16 protein-coding genes are annotated in these 15,943 nt (G+C 44.2%); 14 read left to right on the top strand and 2 right to left on the bottom strand.

The genetic code is table 11. The features are described 5' to 3' along the window. Positions 1-148 precede the first annotated feature (148 nt). The 3 genes from MNQ98_RS23400 (at position 149) to MNQ98_RS23390 (ending at position 3,518) form a co-directional block, all read left to right on the top strand. Positions 149-2,044 (top strand): PrkA family serine protein kinase, encoded by a 1,896-nt coding sequence (locus MNQ98_RS23400; protein ID WP_241930400.1) that lies wholly within the window; start codon positions 149-151, stop codon positions 2,042-2,044. Positions 2,045-2,306: 262 nt separating this feature from the next. Next, entirely contained in the window at positions 2,307-3,344 is a 1,038-nt protein-coding gene (locus tag MNQ98_RS23395; RefSeq protein ID WP_241930399.1) for a globin-coupled sensor protein, read from the top strand. A gap of 15 nt (positions 3,345-3,359) precedes the next feature. Continuing rightward, the gene (locus MNQ98_RS23390) at positions 3,360-3,518 is read left to right on the top strand and encodes a hypothetical protein (RefSeq protein ID WP_241930398.1); all 159 of its coding nucleotides are present in this window, start codon (positions 3,360-3,362) and stop codon (positions 3,516-3,518) included. 138 nt (positions 3,519-3,656) lie between these two features. On the opposite strand, the gene MNQ98_RS23385 is transcribed toward MNQ98_RS23390, so the two are convergent. Further along, the gene (locus MNQ98_RS23385) at positions 3,657-5,048 is read right to left on the bottom strand and encodes a SpoVR family protein (RefSeq protein ID WP_241930397.1); all 1,392 of its coding nucleotides are present in this window, start codon (positions 5,046-5,048) and stop codon (positions 3,657-3,659) included. Between the two features lie 238 nt (positions 5,049-5,286). Between MNQ98_RS23385 and MNQ98_RS23380 the strand changes: the two genes are divergently transcribed. From MNQ98_RS23380 to MNQ98_RS23350, 7 genes are all read left to right on the top strand, one after another. Next, complete coding sequence (locus MNQ98_RS23380) at positions 5,287-6,120, top strand: hypothetical protein (RefSeq protein WP_241930396.1); 834 nt, start codon at positions 5,287-5,289, stop codon at positions 6,118-6,120. A 150-nt stretch (positions 6,121-6,270) separates the two neighbouring features. Further along, positions 6,271-6,486, top strand: coding sequence for a hypothetical protein (locus tag MNQ98_RS23375; protein WP_241930395.1), 216 nt, complete (start codon positions 6,271-6,273; stop codon positions 6,484-6,486). Further along, positions 6,473-7,531 carry a GNAT family N-acetyltransferase gene (locus MNQ98_RS23370; RefSeq protein ID WP_241930394.1) on the top strand — a complete coding sequence of 353 codons (1,059 nt, stop codon included), beginning with the start codon at positions 6,473-6,475 and terminating at the stop codon, positions 7,529-7,531. The genes MNQ98_RS23375 and MNQ98_RS23370 overlap by 14 nt, the downstream gene beginning before the upstream one ends. 88 nt (positions 7,532-7,619) lie before the next feature. Next, on the top strand, positions 7,620-7,778 hold the full coding sequence (locus tag MNQ98_RS23365; protein ID WP_241930393.1) for a hypothetical protein: 159 nt from the start codon (positions 7,620-7,622) through the stop codon (positions 7,776-7,778). Positions 7,779-7,874: 96 nt separating this feature from the next. After that, a complete protein-coding gene (locus MNQ98_RS23360; protein WP_241930392.1) occupies positions 7,875-8,633 on the top strand; it encodes a hypothetical protein in 759 nt (252 codons plus the stop codon). Further along, complete coding sequence (locus MNQ98_RS23355) at positions 8,630-8,818, top strand: hypothetical protein (RefSeq protein WP_241930391.1); 189 nt, start codon at positions 8,630-8,632, stop codon at positions 8,816-8,818. The genes MNQ98_RS23360 and MNQ98_RS23355 overlap by 4 nt, the downstream gene beginning before the upstream one ends. A gap of 173 nt (positions 8,819-8,991) precedes the next feature. Next, positions 8,992-9,531 carry an RNA 2'-phosphotransferase gene (locus MNQ98_RS23350; RefSeq protein ID WP_241930390.1) on the top strand — a complete coding sequence of 180 codons (540 nt, stop codon included), beginning with the start codon at positions 8,992-8,994 and terminating at the stop codon, positions 9,529-9,531. Positions 9,532-9,583: 52 nt separating this feature from the next. Here the strand turns inward: MNQ98_RS23350 and MNQ98_RS23345 are convergent, their stop codons facing one another. Next, complete coding sequence (locus tag MNQ98_RS23345; RefSeq protein WP_241930389.1) at positions 9,584-10,489, bottom strand: hypothetical protein; 906 nt, start codon at positions 10,487-10,489, stop codon at positions 9,584-9,586. Positions 10,490-10,833: 344 nt separating this feature from the next. Between MNQ98_RS23345 and MNQ98_RS23340 the strand changes: the two genes are divergently transcribed. From MNQ98_RS23340 to MNQ98_RS23325, 4 genes are all read left to right on the top strand, one after another. Beyond that, a complete protein-coding gene (locus tag MNQ98_RS23340; RefSeq protein ID WP_241930388.1) occupies positions 10,834-11,799 on the top strand; it encodes an ABC transporter permease in 966 nt (321 codons plus the stop codon). Positions 11,800-11,812: 13 nt separating this feature from the next. After that, entirely contained in the window at positions 11,813-12,712 is a 900-nt protein-coding gene (locus tag MNQ98_RS23335; RefSeq protein ID WP_241930387.1) for a carbohydrate ABC transporter permease, read from the top strand. 66 nt (positions 12,713-12,778) lie between these two features. Continuing rightward, positions 12,779-14,419 carry an extracellular solute-binding protein gene (locus MNQ98_RS23330; RefSeq protein WP_241930386.1) on the top strand — a complete coding sequence of 547 codons (1,641 nt, stop codon included), beginning with the start codon at positions 12,779-12,781 and terminating at the stop codon, positions 14,417-14,419. Positions 14,420-14,433: 14 nt separating this feature from the next. Then, positions 14,434-15,939: a hypothetical protein gene (locus tag MNQ98_RS23325; protein ID WP_241930385.1), complete on the top strand. Its 1,506-nt coding sequence runs from the start codon at positions 14,434-14,436 to the stop codon at positions 15,937-15,939. Positions 15,940-15,943: the final 4 nt, after the last annotated feature.

Below are 15,943 nucleotides of genomic sequence, written 5' to 3'. Positions count from 1 at the left end.
AAAAAGGAAGCTCTTTAGTTCGAAAACTGGTCAACTATTCCGAGTACGCCGCATAGGTATGTAATACACTTTTTCGGTGGTTAAAGGGTTAACGACACGAGTGGAATGGAAGCCAATCCTCATAATCAGAGTCATAGGAGGTAGCGGTATGGATATTTTCAAACGCATAGCATCGTATCGGGCAGAGAGCGATCGTCTGGCGTGGAGCGGCACATTCAGGGAATATATCGAAATAATTAAGAAGGATCCTTCTCCCGCCATGACCGCGCATGCGCGCGTATACGACATGATCGAATCTTATGGATTTGAGGAGAGTGGAGGCCGGAAAAAATACAAATTTTTTGAACAGGAAATATTTGGTCTGGATCGGGCAGTTGAAAAGCTTGTAGAAGAGTACTTTCATTCCGCGGCCCGTAGGCTGGATGTCCGTAAACGGATATTGCTGTTGATGGGCCCAGTCAGCGGTGGTAAATCAACGCTCGTCACACTCTTGAAGCGCGGGCTTGAGAAGCATTCACGTACAGAAAGGGGAGCTGTATACGCAATATCCGGTTGCCCCATGCATGAAGAACCTCTGCATCTGATACCGCTCGAGCTGAGGCCTGAAGTGGAGAAACAGCTCGGCGTCCGCATTGAGGGGAATCTATGCCCTTCCTGCCAAATGCGGCTGAAAACGGAGTATAGCGGTGATATAGAGTCGGTAATGGTGGAACGCGTGCTCATCTCGGAGGAGGGCCGAACGGGTATCGGTACATTTAGCCCTTCTGATCCGAAGTCTCAGGACATCGCAGATTTGACAGGTAGTATCGACTTCTCCACCATTACCGAATATGGTTCGGAATCCGATCCACGTGCATACCGCTTTGATGGTGAACTGAACAAGGCGAACCGGGGATTGATGGAATTTCAGGAAATGCTGAAATGTGATGAAAAGTTTCTGTGGAATCTGCTTTCCTTGACCCAGGAAGGCAACTTCAAGGCCGGCCGGTTTGCGCTCATTAGTGCGGATGAACTTATTGTAGCCCATACAAACGAAACGGAATATAAAGCTTTTATTGCGAACAAGAAAAATGAGGCGCTCCAATCCCGGATGATCGTTATGCCGATCCCTTATAACCTGAGAGTGAGTGACGAGGAGAAAATATACGATAAACTGATTGGACAAAGCGATATGAAGCATATTCATATTGCACCTCATGCACTGCGCTCGGCCGCTATTTTTTCCATACTGACCCGTTTGAAGGAAACTAAAAAGCAGGGTATGGATCTGATCAAAAAAATGCGCATGTATGATGGAGAAGAAGTAGAAGGTTACAAGGAAGCTGATTTGAAGGAGATGCAGAGCGAGTATTCGGAAGAGGGCATGTCCGGCGTAGATCCACGGTATGTCATTAACCGAATATCAAGTGCCTTGATCAGACAAGATCTTCAGTGCATTAACGCACTGGATATGCTGCGTGCCATTAAGGATGGGCTGGATCAGCATGCCTCCATTACAAAAGAAGAGCGGGATAAATATTTGAATTTTATCTCTGCTGCACGCAAGGAATACGATGATCTCGCCAAAAAAGAAGTTCAGAAGGCGTTTGTGTATTCTTTCGAGGAGTCTGCTAAAACGTTGTTTGAGAACTATCTTGATAATATCGAAGCGTTCTGTAACTGGAGCAAAATTCGTGATCCGCTTACCGATGAGGAGATGGATCCGGATGAAAGGCTGATGCGCTCCATTGAGGAGCAGATCGGGGTATCTGAGAATGCGAAGAAAGCTTTCCGAGAGGAGATCATGATTCGGATATCCGCATACTCCCGTAAGGGCAAAAAATTCGAGTATCACAATCATGAACGTCTGCGTGAAGCCATTGAGAAAAAGCTGTTTGCGGACTTGAAAGATATTGTAAAAATTACCACCTCAACCAAAACGCCGGACGCTGTACAGCTCAAGCGAATCAATGAGGTAAGCTCCCGTTTGATTGAGGGGCATGGTTATTGCCCGGTATGCGCGAATGAGCTGCTGAGGTACGTGGGAAGCCTGCTGAACAGATAATGACGAATAGGAAAGCAGCGGCCTTTAGAAAAGGCCGCTTTTGCTGTACAAAAATTGTTCTGTGGGAAATGTGGGCCGTTTTCGGAAACGAATCATGCTAAAAGTAATCATGTTTTGGGAGAAAAGATAGTTCCTTGGTGCAAATATACATATAATTGGGCCTTTGGGATTATGTGTCTATAGTAGAAATAGTCTATAATGAACCCATCGTGTATAAAATTTTGTGATATAGATCACCGAATTGGGAGTGAAAATTTTCGAAATGATCGACGTATCCCCTGAAAGACGCAAACAGTTGGAGTATCTCGGGCTCAGTGACAAGGAACTATTACTTTTGGCTAGTCATCGTGACATCTTTAAAAAAGTGGTGGAAGAAGTCGTTGGACGATTTTATGATCAAATCGGAACACAGCCTGAGCTGATGAAAATTATCGGTATGACTTCGACAGTGGACAGACTGAAAGAAACCCAACGCGTTTACTGGATGTCACTAGCAGATGGAATCGTTGATGACGCATATATCGATAACCGGATTAAAATTGGACAAGTCCATTCCCGGGTTGGTCTGACAACCGACTATTATTTGGGAAGCTACATGGTGTATCTGGACATTGCCACAGACCTGCTGAAACAGATCGTACCAGATGGCTGGATATATGTTGTTCATGCACTGAGCAAGATGTTCAACCTGGATTCTCAGCTTGTCCTAGAAGCCTACAATATGAAAGAAAAGGAACGAATTCATGCGCTTGCGGCAGAACAAGAGAATATGTTGAAAGCGATTACTGCAATAGTCCAGGAGCTGACTTTAATGATCGTGGAGCTGGATCAGAGTGCAGCGCTAATGGCGGATAACGCCACTAAGACAGCGGAAGCTCAGGAGAAAGCACATACGTTGACGGGAGAGCTGAACCAGGAGATTCTCCATATCGAGCAAATGGGAACGCTCATCCGGGAAATTTCGGACCAAAGTCATCTGCTCGGTCTGAATGCCGCAATTGAAGCTGCACATGCAGGTGAGTACGGACGGGGATTTGAAGTGGTAGCCGGTGAGGTACGTAAGCTGGCGAAGCATTCCCGGACAGCAATGGAGGAAATTCAGAGCAAGGTGTCGGGCATCATCCGAAAGCTGGAGCAGGTAGAGTATGAATCTGAGCAAACTTCTATTAATGCCCGAAACCAGGCTGCAAGCTCCCAGGAACTGGCGGCCTTCGTCAAGATGATGGAGAAGTTGGCGGAAGATTTGGAAACTCTGCAGCAGAGCTCTGCTGCAAAGGTAGAGGCTGTGGTATCAAAGTAAGGGTGAGCCTATATAATGAAACGCGGAATCAAGTCTGGAAATAAGATGGCGAGTGGAATTTCCATAGGTATTGCTTTAGGAGCGTATGCTTTCGATGCGAGCTTTCCTTTGGGAAGCTTTTACCGCTACCGCTTTTCCGGAATCGATTCGTCCTCTCCGCTGCTTGCGGCCTAAAAGATTTACACATAAACAAACCGTTCTTTAGTAAATGGGCGTACCACCCAACCACTTACGAAAAGAACGGTTTCTTTGTACACTCGAAACGTCTTCACGGCGAAGACGCATAATAGAGCGAGTGAGGTCCTTAATAACTCATATAAATCGTCGATGAAGTTTTTTTCCGTCGTAGGAGAACATGATTGGTTTAGTCTCGATGACACTGTGCAGGTGCACAGGCTTACCCCACAGGTGATATACGTATGGCAGCGTGCGTTCCATATACTTCAGATCCAACTCTGTTCCTTCGTATTGATGTTTAATCATTAATTCCCCGGAACGGTGGTAATCTCCATCCTGTACGACAAGGTAAGGAGATCCGCCGTTTACACGGGAAACGACAAGTTGATCACGGATGTTCTCCCATGACTTGTCGGTTATTTTCCACTCCGGTCCTTTTTTCTCAAAGACGTACAGATCGAGGTCGTTAACCAGCTCTTTGGTCAGGTAATTTCGCAAGAACGAGATGTCGGAATCGTATTCGCGGACCTCGAATATTTTTTCCCGATCCCAGCGGCGTTCGATATCCTCGAATATTTTCAGTCCCAGGTAGTACGGGTTCAAGCTATGACGGGACGGCTGCACAACGGAAGCGTTAAGCTTCGCAAATTCCACGGTTTCCTCGCTGGTTAGGTCCATCTCGCGTAAGATGCGTTGATGCCAGTACGAAGCCCAACCTTCATTCATGATCTTGGTCTCCATCTGGGGCCAGAAATACAACATCTCCTCACGCAGCATACTCATGATGTCCCGCTGCCAATCCTCCAATATTTCAGAATGCTCCTGAATGAACCACATAATATCCTTCTCCGGCACAGGTGGGAACCTCCGATGGAGTGACATTTCTTCTGCTGGTTGAACGTTGCTGTCCTGTTCCGTCTCCCAAAGGTCGTCATAGGGTCCAATCGTTTTTTGACGTTTCGCGTCATCCTTTTGCCCTTGGATGATCCTTTCCGTATATCTCTGCTTATCGAGTTTTTCAGGCCTGAGTATTTGCGGATCTACATGCTCCTGGATAGCCAGAACCGCGTCAATGAATTTCTCAACAGCATCCGTTCCATGTTCCAGTTCGTAGCGGGAGATTCGTTCGGCGGTGGCGGACATGCTCTCGACCATATTGCGGTTGGAGACGGAGAAGCGGGCATTATTTTTGAAGAAATCGCAGTGCGCAAGAACATGAGCAACGATCAGCTTGTTCTGGATCAAGGAGTTTCCATCGAGCAAAAAAGCATAACAGGGGTTAGAGTTGATGACCAGCTCGTATATTTTGCTAAGTCCAAAATCGTACTGCATCTTCATTTTGTTGAAGGTTTTTCCGAAGCTCCAATGGCTGAAGCGGGTGGGCATTCCGTATGCCCCAAAGGTGTATATGATGTCTGCCGGGCAGATTTCATAACGCATGGGGTAAAAATCAAGGCCAAAGCCTGTAGCGATCTCCGTTATTTCCGAGATAGCCCGTTCCAGTTCCGCAATCTCGTCTTGATGCACGAGAACTCCCCCCTCTGTAAGTTAAAAAGATGATTCTTATCATATATATGGAGTTTGCGCGGCGATATGCGGATATAAGGCTTAAGTCATGGAGCTCAGAAGGCTGCGCAGGGATAAAGTCGCTTTTTCAAATATACAGAGCTGTAGTTCCAAGGTTGCTTTGACAAAGCTCAAGAAAGCGTGACAAAATATGAGTACCTCACCAAAGGGAAATTGTGGAATCTATGGAGGTACAGTAATGACCGAAGTGGCACTAAATGAGAACGATAAAATGATCCGGGTCATCGGAGATCGTGAGCTGTTCTTTCTGATGCACATGCTTGAAAGCAGCGGCATAGCGGGTTTTGCGGATCCGTATCGCGGCTCTCTGAAGGATGAACTGGAAGAGGAATGGGGGCAGTGCAAGCAAAACTTGCTGGAAGCAGGGCTGCTCATACAGAAGGAAGATGAACTCGAAGTCGAGCCTGTTATGGAAGCCTTTATGGCGGTAATGGACAGTCCTTATGCGATGAGGCTCCAAATCATACGGCGGGGTATACCCGTCTATGACGGATATATGCATATGTTGCCGCAGATGGTTATTGAACGGATCGAGGATGAGGAGAAAAGAGATACATTTCGTATTAGCGCTATAGCTAATGTCCAGTCGGCTACGATGTTCCTGGAGCATGTGTTTCCTGCTGATTCATCGGAAGGGCCTCAAGGTTTCGCAGCCCCTTTTACAATTTCAGAGGAAGTATATGATGCTTTGCTTCCTGATGGGGAAGAAGCAGGCACGGACATGAGTATGAACGAAACAGATACCAAACGACTGAAGAGTATGATGGATGAGGCGACAGAGCATGGCAGGCTGACACTGCTCGAGCGGCGGGGACATGTATGGAAGCAGGAGATGCTGACCTATGGTTTTGGAACTGGCGGAGGATGGATTGCGAAGAGTGATGGAGAGGACGGAGTCCAGGTAGAAAATTACCGGCAAGGGAAGATGGGGCAGGCGATGAAGGCCTTCGTGAAAGAACTGCTTATTAGAATGGAAGCGGAAAGCGAAGGTATGAATAAAGACGAAAATTAAAATTAATCCGGAACAGCTGGATGTACTTGTGTCAGATGCTATTTTTGAGGAACATTAAAAATTTACAACTTGCTATCTACATTTGATAAAGGCTTATTCTAACTTGAACGATGAGGAGGAATGAGCTTTTTTTGCAAGGAGGTTAAGAAATTGAACGATTCTCTAAAAAACATGATCAACAACGTAAAAGAAGAACTTGAATACAATTCAGACGGCATTCTTATTGGACAGATTAGAAAAGGTAATCCTACTCCTAAAATAGAAGATAGTAATGGTGCTTTAGTTGAATATGTTGAGATCGTACCGGCTGATCCGAAAAATGAATGGATGACTCTACTAGGAGAAGTGAATAATGATTACTCTTAAAAAACAGGATTATGGAAAGGTAAGACATCTTGTAAAAAGCCAGAACGAACTCTCTGTGTTTTCGGTTCTGGACGGGGAGCTGCCAGGTAAAGTTATGGTTAATTCAGAGCAACAACCGAATGCTGTGTTCATTGAAACCAGCGAAACAAAACTGATGGCAGGCAGTGTTGCCCATGAAGATTTCAATCGGGAAATTTCTGGAGTGCTTGATTTTTGGGATAGTGTAACACCTGATACGGAAGAGTGGAGAGCGAAAATAGCGGACATACATCCTAATCGCTTTATTAGAGAGTATATAAGGTATAGGTATACCCTGACTAGAATGGATTTTATCCAAGCGGATGACTCTCTACCTGAGGGATATGTATTAGAATATGTCAATCTGAAGGAATTGAAGCATAAAAACTACATCAATGCGAACCGGATCTATGATTGGGCAGAAGCATGGGGAAGCGAAGAGCGGTTTGATGAATCAGGCTGTGGCTGCTATATACGCAAGGACGATCACATTGTCAGTTGGTCATTAAGTGACTGCTGTGCAGGGGACAGGATTGCTATAGGAATCCATACCGATCCTAAATACAGGAAAATGGGATTTGCCAAAAAGGTCGTGTCCGCGGTTGTCCAGCTCTGCTTGGAAAAAGGTTACAACCATATTGAGTGGCTTTGCGTCTCATCCAATTCAGGTTCCAAAGTCATTGCAGAGAGTCTGGGTTTTAAGTGGGAGAACAAATACATCTCTTATTCATCTTTTCCACCCATTGAAAATTTCACCGACTTAGAAGACGACGGCTGGTATGAGTGGGGAACCTATTTGGAGAATGCGGCAAGGGAAGAGCCAAAGCTCAGCTTGGATTCCTTATATTGTTTTATCAAAGCCAATGCGGTTGAGAAGACCATGATGTTAATTAATGAAATGGCCGAGAAAGAAATTGATTTCAAATTGAAGCCGATTATAAATGACATTGCGTCTTACCAAAAAGAAGGTTTATGTTCTGCTTTCAATACGCCATCGTGGAATAAATTCGTTGAAGAACAATTATAAGAGTAAAACCGGAGAAAGAACTGAAAAAACTCAGTGGATTGAGGACTCTGAATTGCCTGAGACAACATATTTTTAGGAGCCAAGTTATATGAGAATGCTAGTTTACAATGGGCCCATAGGTGAGCCAGTTGAGAACCCAAGTGAAGATTCGGATTACTGGTTGCAAGGCAGTGGGGATTCATGTCTTGAAGTAGAAGGCCTTGAGGAAAGACTGGTATTTTTCATGGATGAACCGTTTGGTTTTTGATATGACTTGGGTGGATATTTATGATTTGGATTTTGACCATGGTTAAACACGAGTCACAATGACCGAATCATTTATTTGAACAGGGTGAATCAAAAAATGATAAGTATAAACAAAAGCGGTAAGCATTCTATCGATATAATATTTGATGTCTACGGTGCAAAAGACCTTATTGGAGTTTTGAAGGCAGCTTTGAACGGGGCACATGCAAATCTCCGGTTAAGTAATGCATCGCGTATAAATCAAAAGCAAATACGAAGTCTGACGATTTCATGCAGCAACGAGCAGGATACATTAAGTTACAAAGAATCTACCCTGTTTCTACAACTGGAGGATGAAGTTATCGAATATATCATGAGCAGGCTGGAACGATGTTTAAACGGAGATGAATTTTATCCTGCCGAGTTTTGCGAAGTGTCATTCGGAAACCGTAATATGATGATGTACGGCTATTTGGATCATAGACACCCTTATGAAATTCAAGTAACTGAAGACGTAAATGAAATATGTCCTGAATCATACGATCGTATGGATAAAATTTCAGAATACCCTCCAGAAACCGGTTTGAAGCTCCTTGTTGTACTTATTGAATATGCGTGTAAGGGTCAAAATATAGGACCGATCACATTAGCACAAAGTCAGATTAAAAAGATCCCTTCTAGCTGGCTCGTTTCATTTTTTCCCGAAGCTGCCCGAAAAAGTATTGATTTTGAAGATGAGTGGGAGTTTCGTCGACTGTTGGAGCTTGTACATGAGGCGATACCACATCTTTTAAAAAAATATGTTGAAATCGGATTGGCGTCAGAAAACGAGGAAGTGAAAGAGGCGGCTGAGGACTTTGCGGGCGAAATTATATGAACAGTTTGTTGTATGAGCAAATGTCGGACAGAAATATATCGGAGGTCATTTCTCGGATTCCAGGAAAAGATAGCATGATTACGTTTAACGACATTCATAAATCGTTAAACGTAAATCAACCAAGTGTTGAAGAAATTCGGAACATTCAATGCTCGATATTATATGTGGAACTATCGGCACAATAATGACTTCGTTGTATCTAAAGATCAAGATGAAGCGAGAATCTGCAGACCATTCAGCCTCTTAAAATCGCTCGAATTCTACTTTAATCATATTTTCCCATAATCGCTTATAATAGTATATCGAAGAGTTTTATCATTCCTTTAACGACTAACATTTTAGAATGGAAGGTGAAACAATGGATTATTTAAAGCTAAGCAAAGGGGTGGCACACGCCTTGCGTCACGCTCCCTGGGAGTATGAATTGGAGATGGATTCGGAGGGATGGGTGGAAACGGAGCAGTTGGTGATGGCTTTACGGCTGGATAAACAATGGGATTTACTTCAAGCCGGAGATCTGAGCAACATGCTGGATGCTGCCGATAAAAAGCGGTATGAAATCAAGGATGGAAAGATTAGAGCCTTGTATGGTCACTCGTTTCCGCAAAAAATAAAGAAATCTCCGGGAACTCCTCCTCCTGTCGTGTATCATGGAACGCCGAGGCATCTGGTGGAACAAATTATGAATGATGGATTACGGCCCATGGGCAGACAGTATGTGCACCTCGCTGCGGAATCCGATATGGCTATCATGGTCGGTAAGAGGAAGGATTCCGAACCGGTGCTGCTGGGTATTCATGCAGAGATGGCTTCTAAGGACGGTATAATATTTTATCAAGGAAACAATACGGTATGGCTTTCTGACTTTGTTCCTTCCCGATACATTTATATATGTTAGGCGATTAAAAAACCTTGATGAGCTGCTTACGCTGATCAAGGTTTTTTGCATCTTAAAGATTGATAATGATAATGGCAAATACGCCGAGCATAATACCGATTTTGCCGAAGGTGCTAAGCTTTTCCCGGAACAACAGCATTGAGCAGAGGGTGATGCAGACGATAATGCTGCCTTGAACAAGCGGAAAGAGATAGGAGCTTGGTACAACACCTGAGAGAAAAGTCATGATAATATTCCCAATAAGTGATGTCGCGGCCAGTAGCAACATGGGCAGTAAATTTTGGCGCAGCACGGTGCCTTCTCCAGAGATCGTGAGGCTTTCCTGTTCCTTCCCAGTCACATATTGAACGGTATACGCTAGAATGTAAAACACAAACGCGGAACAGAACCCAACAAACATTAAACCGGAGGATTGTGTTCCCTCCATTTGATGCTGGTGGAATTTTTGAATGACTGCAAGTAAACCGTTGAATAAAAAAGTCAGCATACAATACAGCAGCCACTTGTCACTCCGCTTTGTGCTACCACCCTCACTCTTCGGATCGGGGTTTACATTAATGAAGTAAAATGCAGCTAAGAACAGAAGAATAGCAGCCACGGTCGTCAGCGTCATCGCTTCATTAAATGCGATAATGCCTGTAACTGTTGGTATAAGCATACTCGCCGAGAAATAAAACGCTGTATAAGAAAGTGGCCCTGTGCTGATCGCCAAATTATAAAAAATGATGGTCAACATAAAACCGAGACCGAATAATATGCCGAACATCAGTGTTTCAGGGCTGAACTGACGGGCTTCAGGCTGAAACAGGCTGAACAGAAGCAGCCCCACGGATGCTATAAAAGTGAACCCGGCATAAATCAGCAGTCGCTCTCTGAGGGGGCCAGCCTTGATAAGTTTCATAGACAAGGTTTGTGTAGAAAACAGCATGATGGTGATTACGATAAGCAAGGTATTCAACAGCAATTCCTCCAGTTATCCAAATCCGTATAATAAGTCGTGTACATCCGTATTAAGTATAGCCAGTGGGCTAAAAGCGTGAAATGATCAAATATTAAAGTGAACTTTAAAAGTTTAAGATTATGGTTCTAATCCTTGTATCATGTGAACAGGGAGAGGCATGAGGGAAAATATGAATGCGTTTTCTTAATTATTGTCAGCAGGTTTATAATTTGATGTGTTCAACCTTTAAAAATTGAACGTTACTTTAAATTCAGGCAATTTACGGGCCTTGGATGCATCCTCCTATAATAAGGGCAGGCGAAAGAGATAGCCTAGTTCATCACAACAGGAGGGGGATATACTTGAGATTAGCAAAGAAGCCCAAACCGCAGCGCGCTCCGCTACGAACGGCAACCGGTAAGAATCTGAAGCTGCTGCTGATCAAGCGCAACTGGGTATTGTACCTATTTATACTGCCGGCATTTTTATACTTCTTCATTTTTTCCTACGTACCTATGTACGGTGTGCAGATTGCGTTCAAAGACTTTATTGCAACAAAAGGTTTCAGTGGGAGTCCGTGGGCGGACCCCATATTTAAACACTTTATTACCTTTTTCAGTTCCACGCGATTCGCAGAGATATTCTGGAACACCATCTCCATTTCATTCTATTATTTACTCGTCAGTTTCCCGGCACCGATCATTCTGGCACTATTGATCAACGAGGTGAAGAACAACAAATTCAAGAAGCTGGTACAGAACATTACATACATGCCATACTTCATCTCCATGGTTGTACTGGTAGGGATGATTGATCTGTTCTTCTCGAATACGGGACTTGTAAACCAGCTCACTGCTCTAGTCGGTATGGAGCCGATCCATTTTCTACAGAAGGATAGTCTATTTAACGATATGTATGTGTGGTCAGGCGTATGGCAGACTACTGGATATGGATCTGTCATTTACTTTGCCGCACTCGCTGGCGTATCCCCAGAGTTACACGAAGCGGCTACGATTGACGGGGCAAGCCGGATTCAACGAATCATCCATGTCAACCTGCCGGCTATCATGCCAACAATTATAATCATGCTGATTATTAGCGTTGGGGGAATCATGAACCTCAGTTTCGAGAAAGTGCTGCTTATGCAGAAGGATATTAATATGGAAGTGTCTGAGGTCATTTCGACTTATGTGTACAAGCTCGGTATCCAAAAGGCCCAGTATAGCTTATCTTCTGCCGTAGGGCTATTCAACAATATCATAAACTTGACACTTCTTATACTAGTAAACCGCTTCTCCCGTAAAGTTGGAGAGAATTCATTATGGTAAGGAGGGAGATTGCATGCTTGTAAAAGAAACCAAGTCCGACAAGGTGTTTAATGCGGTCAACCTTGTTGTTCTGACTATGATTCTACTTCTGACGATGTATCCGCTCTGGTTTATTGTGAGCGCTTCCATGAGTAATCCTGATTTGGTGAACTCCGGCAAGATGCTGTTGTTTCCTAAAGACATTTCCTTCAACGGATATGCGAACATCTTTAATGATACTAGCATTTTAAGGGGATACCTGAACACGATCGTGTACACGGTGGTAGGAACGATTATAAATGTGACGGTTACGCTGCTTGCTGCGTATTCGCTATCGCGGAAAGATTTTGTAGGAAATAAGTTTTTCACCATTATGTTTCTGATTACGATGTTCTTCTCTGGCGGTCTGATCCCTACCTTTATGACGGTCAAAAGTGTAGGTCTTTATAATTCGCCATGGGTTATGGTGATTTTGGGAGCAACGTCGATGACCAACATTATTATTAGCCGTACTTTCTTTCAGACAACAATTCCGATTGAGGTGCAGGAAGCGGCACAGATCGACGGATGCTCCAATTTCCGATTGTTCGCTCAGGTGGTGCTGCCGTTGTCCACGGCTATTATCGCCGTTATGGCATTGTTCAGTGCCGTAAATCACTGGAACAGTTATTTCACCGCATTGATTTATTTGAGAGATGATCAATGGCAGCCACTTCAAATCATTTTGCGCGAAACGCTGTTGAAGAGTCAATTCAATGCTGAGCTGCTGCAGCAGGGCGGGGATACTGCCGGATTGCTGCAGGAAGAGCTGCGTGCAGCGGAACAGATCAAATATGCACTTATTGTTGTTGCATCCTTGCCTGTAATGGCTCTGTATCCATTTGTGCAAAAATACTTTGTTAAAGGCGTTACGCTGGGCTCTGTTAAGGGCTGATAACCCATGCTTCACTTACACCGGCAACAAATGAATTTACATATATACTCAAGAGGAGGAAGGATCATGAAAAAGAAAAGCATGCTCGCATTACTACTTAGCACTACCCTGTTTGGAAGTTTATTATCAGGCTGTGCATCTCCAGAGAAAGATGCAGAAGGGAATAATTCGGAGAATACCCCGGGAGTTGAAACGGGGCTGCCCGATTATTTGAACCCTGTGGGGGAGTATCCCATCACCAAGGAAAAAATCAAAATTAAAGTGATGGGTAAAAAAGATCCCGGCGGCTCGGATTGGGGCGAGCTGGAGATTTTTAAAAGATTGGCGGAAAAAACGAATATTGAGCTTGAATTTGAGCTTTCAGAGGGCGACTCGTTTAATGAGCAAAAAAATATAGCTCTCGTTGGCGGTGAATATGCGGATATCATCTTGAGAGGGGCAGATAAGACAGATGAAGAAACTTATGGTCCCCAAGGTGTATTTCTTGACCTGACGAACCTGATTGACCAATATGCGCCGAATCTGAAAGCCTTGATGGAGAAGGATCCGGTCATTAAAGCTTCGATTACTTCCATGGATGGAAAAATTTACGGACTACCTTATATTTTTAATACATCAATGACACAAGGGCATCTTGGATTCTTTGACTCTCAATGGATGAAAAATGTAGGAATAGAAAAAGCTCCAACAACGACGGATGAGCTCTATGAAATGTTGAAAGCATTCAAAGAAAAGGATGCGAACGGCAATGGTGATCTGAGTGATGAAATTCCATTCTCTGCAGTCGGACTGAACGCATTTCAGCAGCTCCTGGTGCCTGCATTTACAGGGCTTACAGGAGGAATCGGCTTTGACGTTAATGATGCAGGTGAGGTCGTTTATATTCCTGCGATGAAAGAGTATAAAGATTTCCTCATATATACGAACAAGCTGTATAAAGAAGGATTGATCGATCCTGAATTCACAACCCAGACATCTCAGCAGTGGCAAGCAAAGGTAAAAGGTGGTCTGGTTGGTATTTACAACGCTTCCCCAACAGTGCTCGATCCAGAGGCAGCTAAGTCGGAGCAACTTAGCCTAGGACCTTTGACTTCACCTGTGAATGACAAAAAAGTGGTTAGATCTCCGTTTAACTTGTACACCAGTAAAGCCATTATTACAGATAAAGCCAAGCATCCGGAAGCTGCCATGAGATTACTGGATATGTTCTACGCAACAGAAGATAAAGCTGTTGATGGTTTCTCAGGCAACACTGTTTTTGTCGGATATGAAGGTGAACACTGGAAATACACGGATGATACGAAAGCTCAATATGAATGGATTGATCCGATTACGGGTTTTGGAGATATTAACAAGTTGATTTCCGTAAACATGGAACTGCCGGGTTACTTGGACTTTACAGCAATGCCAGCCAATAATCCACTTATGGAAATGAAGGTTACCCAGGTAAAAGAGAAACAAGTCCCTTATTACAGAGATGCTTATCCGGTGAATGCCCGTTTTACAGCCAAAGAATCAGAGAAAGGCAACGTTATCGAGAATGATCTCTTTACTTATGTAACGTTGATGACTACCAAGTTTATTATTGGTGAAGAAAGTCTGGATAACTTCGACAGCTACATAGCTACATTGGACAAAATGGGTCTGCAAGAGCTGCTGACTATCAAAACAGATGCGCTGAAAAGATGGAACGAATCATTGAAATAATCGGAGGACTGACCGTGTTACATCAACTAAGTTGTATCCGGGAGATGACTCAGTTACTACCAGATAAGCTGAAGGACGGGGATATAGCCCTCGTCCTTGGCTATTACGAGCCGGGAGACATCTCGATGCAGTATAAGTGGCGAAATGACTGTACATTAACACATAACGGCGGAACCGTGATTGCCCCTGAAGAGTACAGCGAAAGTGGGCGATGGCTGCTGATTCACCATGGGGTGTGTGATTTTAGATATTTTGGGATTATGGGCCCTTCTTTCCCGGCTGACGAAGCGCTCACAACTATGGTGAATGACCCCTCAATTAAAGTGATTGAAGCCTATACGGATTTGCGCTTTACGAAGCGCCAGAAGTTTAACCGAAGTGATCTTGAACTTGATTTTCACAATTGCAACGTGACGGCTCAAGGTATTGAGCCGGCCGCACACAACGATCCCTTCGGCGCGGTCATGCATTTCAGGGGACAGCTTATGGAAGAGAAACAGGAGCTAAACCTGTCACATTCTTTGGAAGAGTTATATGATATATTTGAAGTAGAAGACAGCAGCGCATTTCATCTGTATGATTGGTGGATCGTAACGGTAAACAGATTGACAGGTAGGGAAGAAAAAGAGATCGACAAGATGCTGATGGTGACAGAAATAATTGACGATACTCACGTGCGCTTCAATTACAAAATGGGATGGGAGCTTCAAGAAGGACGGACGCTAACCTATCAAAGGGTAGAGCCTGTTAAAAATGTAAACGTTCGCAATATGGTGTTTTGGGGAAATGACGGAGGTGAAGACAAAGGAGCACAGCCTTTGGCGCTGGAATATGCCGTGAACTGCGACACCTTTGGCTTACATGCTTATCACACCTACTGGCCTGTCCTTTTGAGAAGGCATAACACGTATTATGTGACTGAAAAATGCTCCCTCAGTAATCCTGTTGAAGTGGTTGTTGGCGGTACAGGCTATTTGACGCAGCAAATTCATTGTCTCTATGGCAAAGTTCGCGACTGTGTCGCAAGCAATGCCCGTCATCTGAATGATTTTACGGGAAGCGCTTACTGCATGGTAGAGAACTGCCATGGTGATGGTGATTTCCACGGTGCATTTGTAACCCATGGCCAATTCGAGCATGATCTGACCTATATAGGCAATTCAGGTTTGATATCTTTTGCTAATAGCGGGTTTACATGGGGAGATAGCGCCAAGCGAATTACGGTCAAGCGCCACTCCGCCTGCTGGTTTATTTCTTTTGCGAAAGTAACCGATTTGACGTTAGAGGATGTGTATATCACCAAGACGGAAAAATACCCCGAGTGTGGTACCATGCTGATCAATGCGGATGGTGCCCAGATACGCGGATGTACGGCCGACCAACTCGTATTCACACAGCGAAGTTCACGGTCCAAGCGTCCTAATGTAGTTCAGGACTGTCACTTTACAGAAGGTGTCGAGATTGTTCGCGAAGGGGATACGGCAGTTGCCGCCAAAATACATATCCGCGATGAACTTTAGAAGG

The organism is Paenibacillus sp. N3/727, from assembly GCF_022637315.1.
Lineage (GTDB): Bacteria > Bacillota > Bacilli > Paenibacillales > Paenibacillaceae > Paenibacillus_AQ > Paenibacillus_AQ uliginis.
The sequence above is the reverse complement of the archived record's forward strand: the minus strand, read 5'-3'. Positions and strand labels throughout refer to the sequence as shown.

What these genes read in the sequence shown, in the direction of transcription:
- MNQ98_RS23400 (WP_241930400.1), top strand. Translation starts at nt 149, where the DNA reads ATGGATATTTTCAAACGCATAGCATCGTATCGGGCAGAGAGCGATCGT.
- MNQ98_RS23395 (WP_241930399.1), top strand. Translation starts at nt 2,307, where the DNA reads ATGATCGACGTATCCCCTGAAAGACGCAAACAGTTGGAGTATCTCGGG.
- MNQ98_RS23390 (WP_241930398.1), top strand. Translation starts at nt 3,360, where the DNA reads ATGAAACGCGGAATCAAGTCTGGAAATAAGATGGCGAGTGGAATTTCC.
- MNQ98_RS23380 (WP_241930396.1), top strand. Translation starts at nt 5,287, where the DNA reads ATGACCGAAGTGGCACTAAATGAGAACGATAAAATGATCCGGGTCATC.
- MNQ98_RS23370 (WP_241930394.1), top strand. Translation starts at nt 6,473, where the DNA reads ATGATTACTCTTAAAAAACAGGATTATGGAAAGGTAAGACATCTTGTA.
- MNQ98_RS23365 (WP_241930393.1), top strand. Translation starts at nt 7,620, where the DNA reads ATGAGAATGCTAGTTTACAATGGGCCCATAGGTGAGCCAGTTGAGAAC.
- MNQ98_RS23360 (WP_241930392.1), top strand. Translation starts at nt 7,875, where the DNA reads ATGATAAGTATAAACAAAAGCGGTAAGCATTCTATCGATATAATATTT.
- MNQ98_RS23355 (WP_241930391.1), top strand. Translation starts at nt 8,630, where the DNA reads ATGAACAGTTTGTTGTATGAGCAAATGTCGGACAGAAATATATCGGAG.
- MNQ98_RS23350 (WP_241930390.1), top strand. Translation starts at nt 8,992, where the DNA reads ATGGATTATTTAAAGCTAAGCAAAGGGGTGGCACACGCCTTGCGTCAC.
- MNQ98_RS23335 (WP_241930387.1), top strand. Translation starts at nt 11,813, where the DNA reads ATGCTTGTAAAAGAAACCAAGTCCGACAAGGTGTTTAATGCGGTCAAC.
- MNQ98_RS23330 (WP_241930386.1), top strand. Translation starts at nt 12,779, where the DNA reads ATGAAAAAGAAAAGCATGCTCGCATTACTACTTAGCACTACCCTGTTT.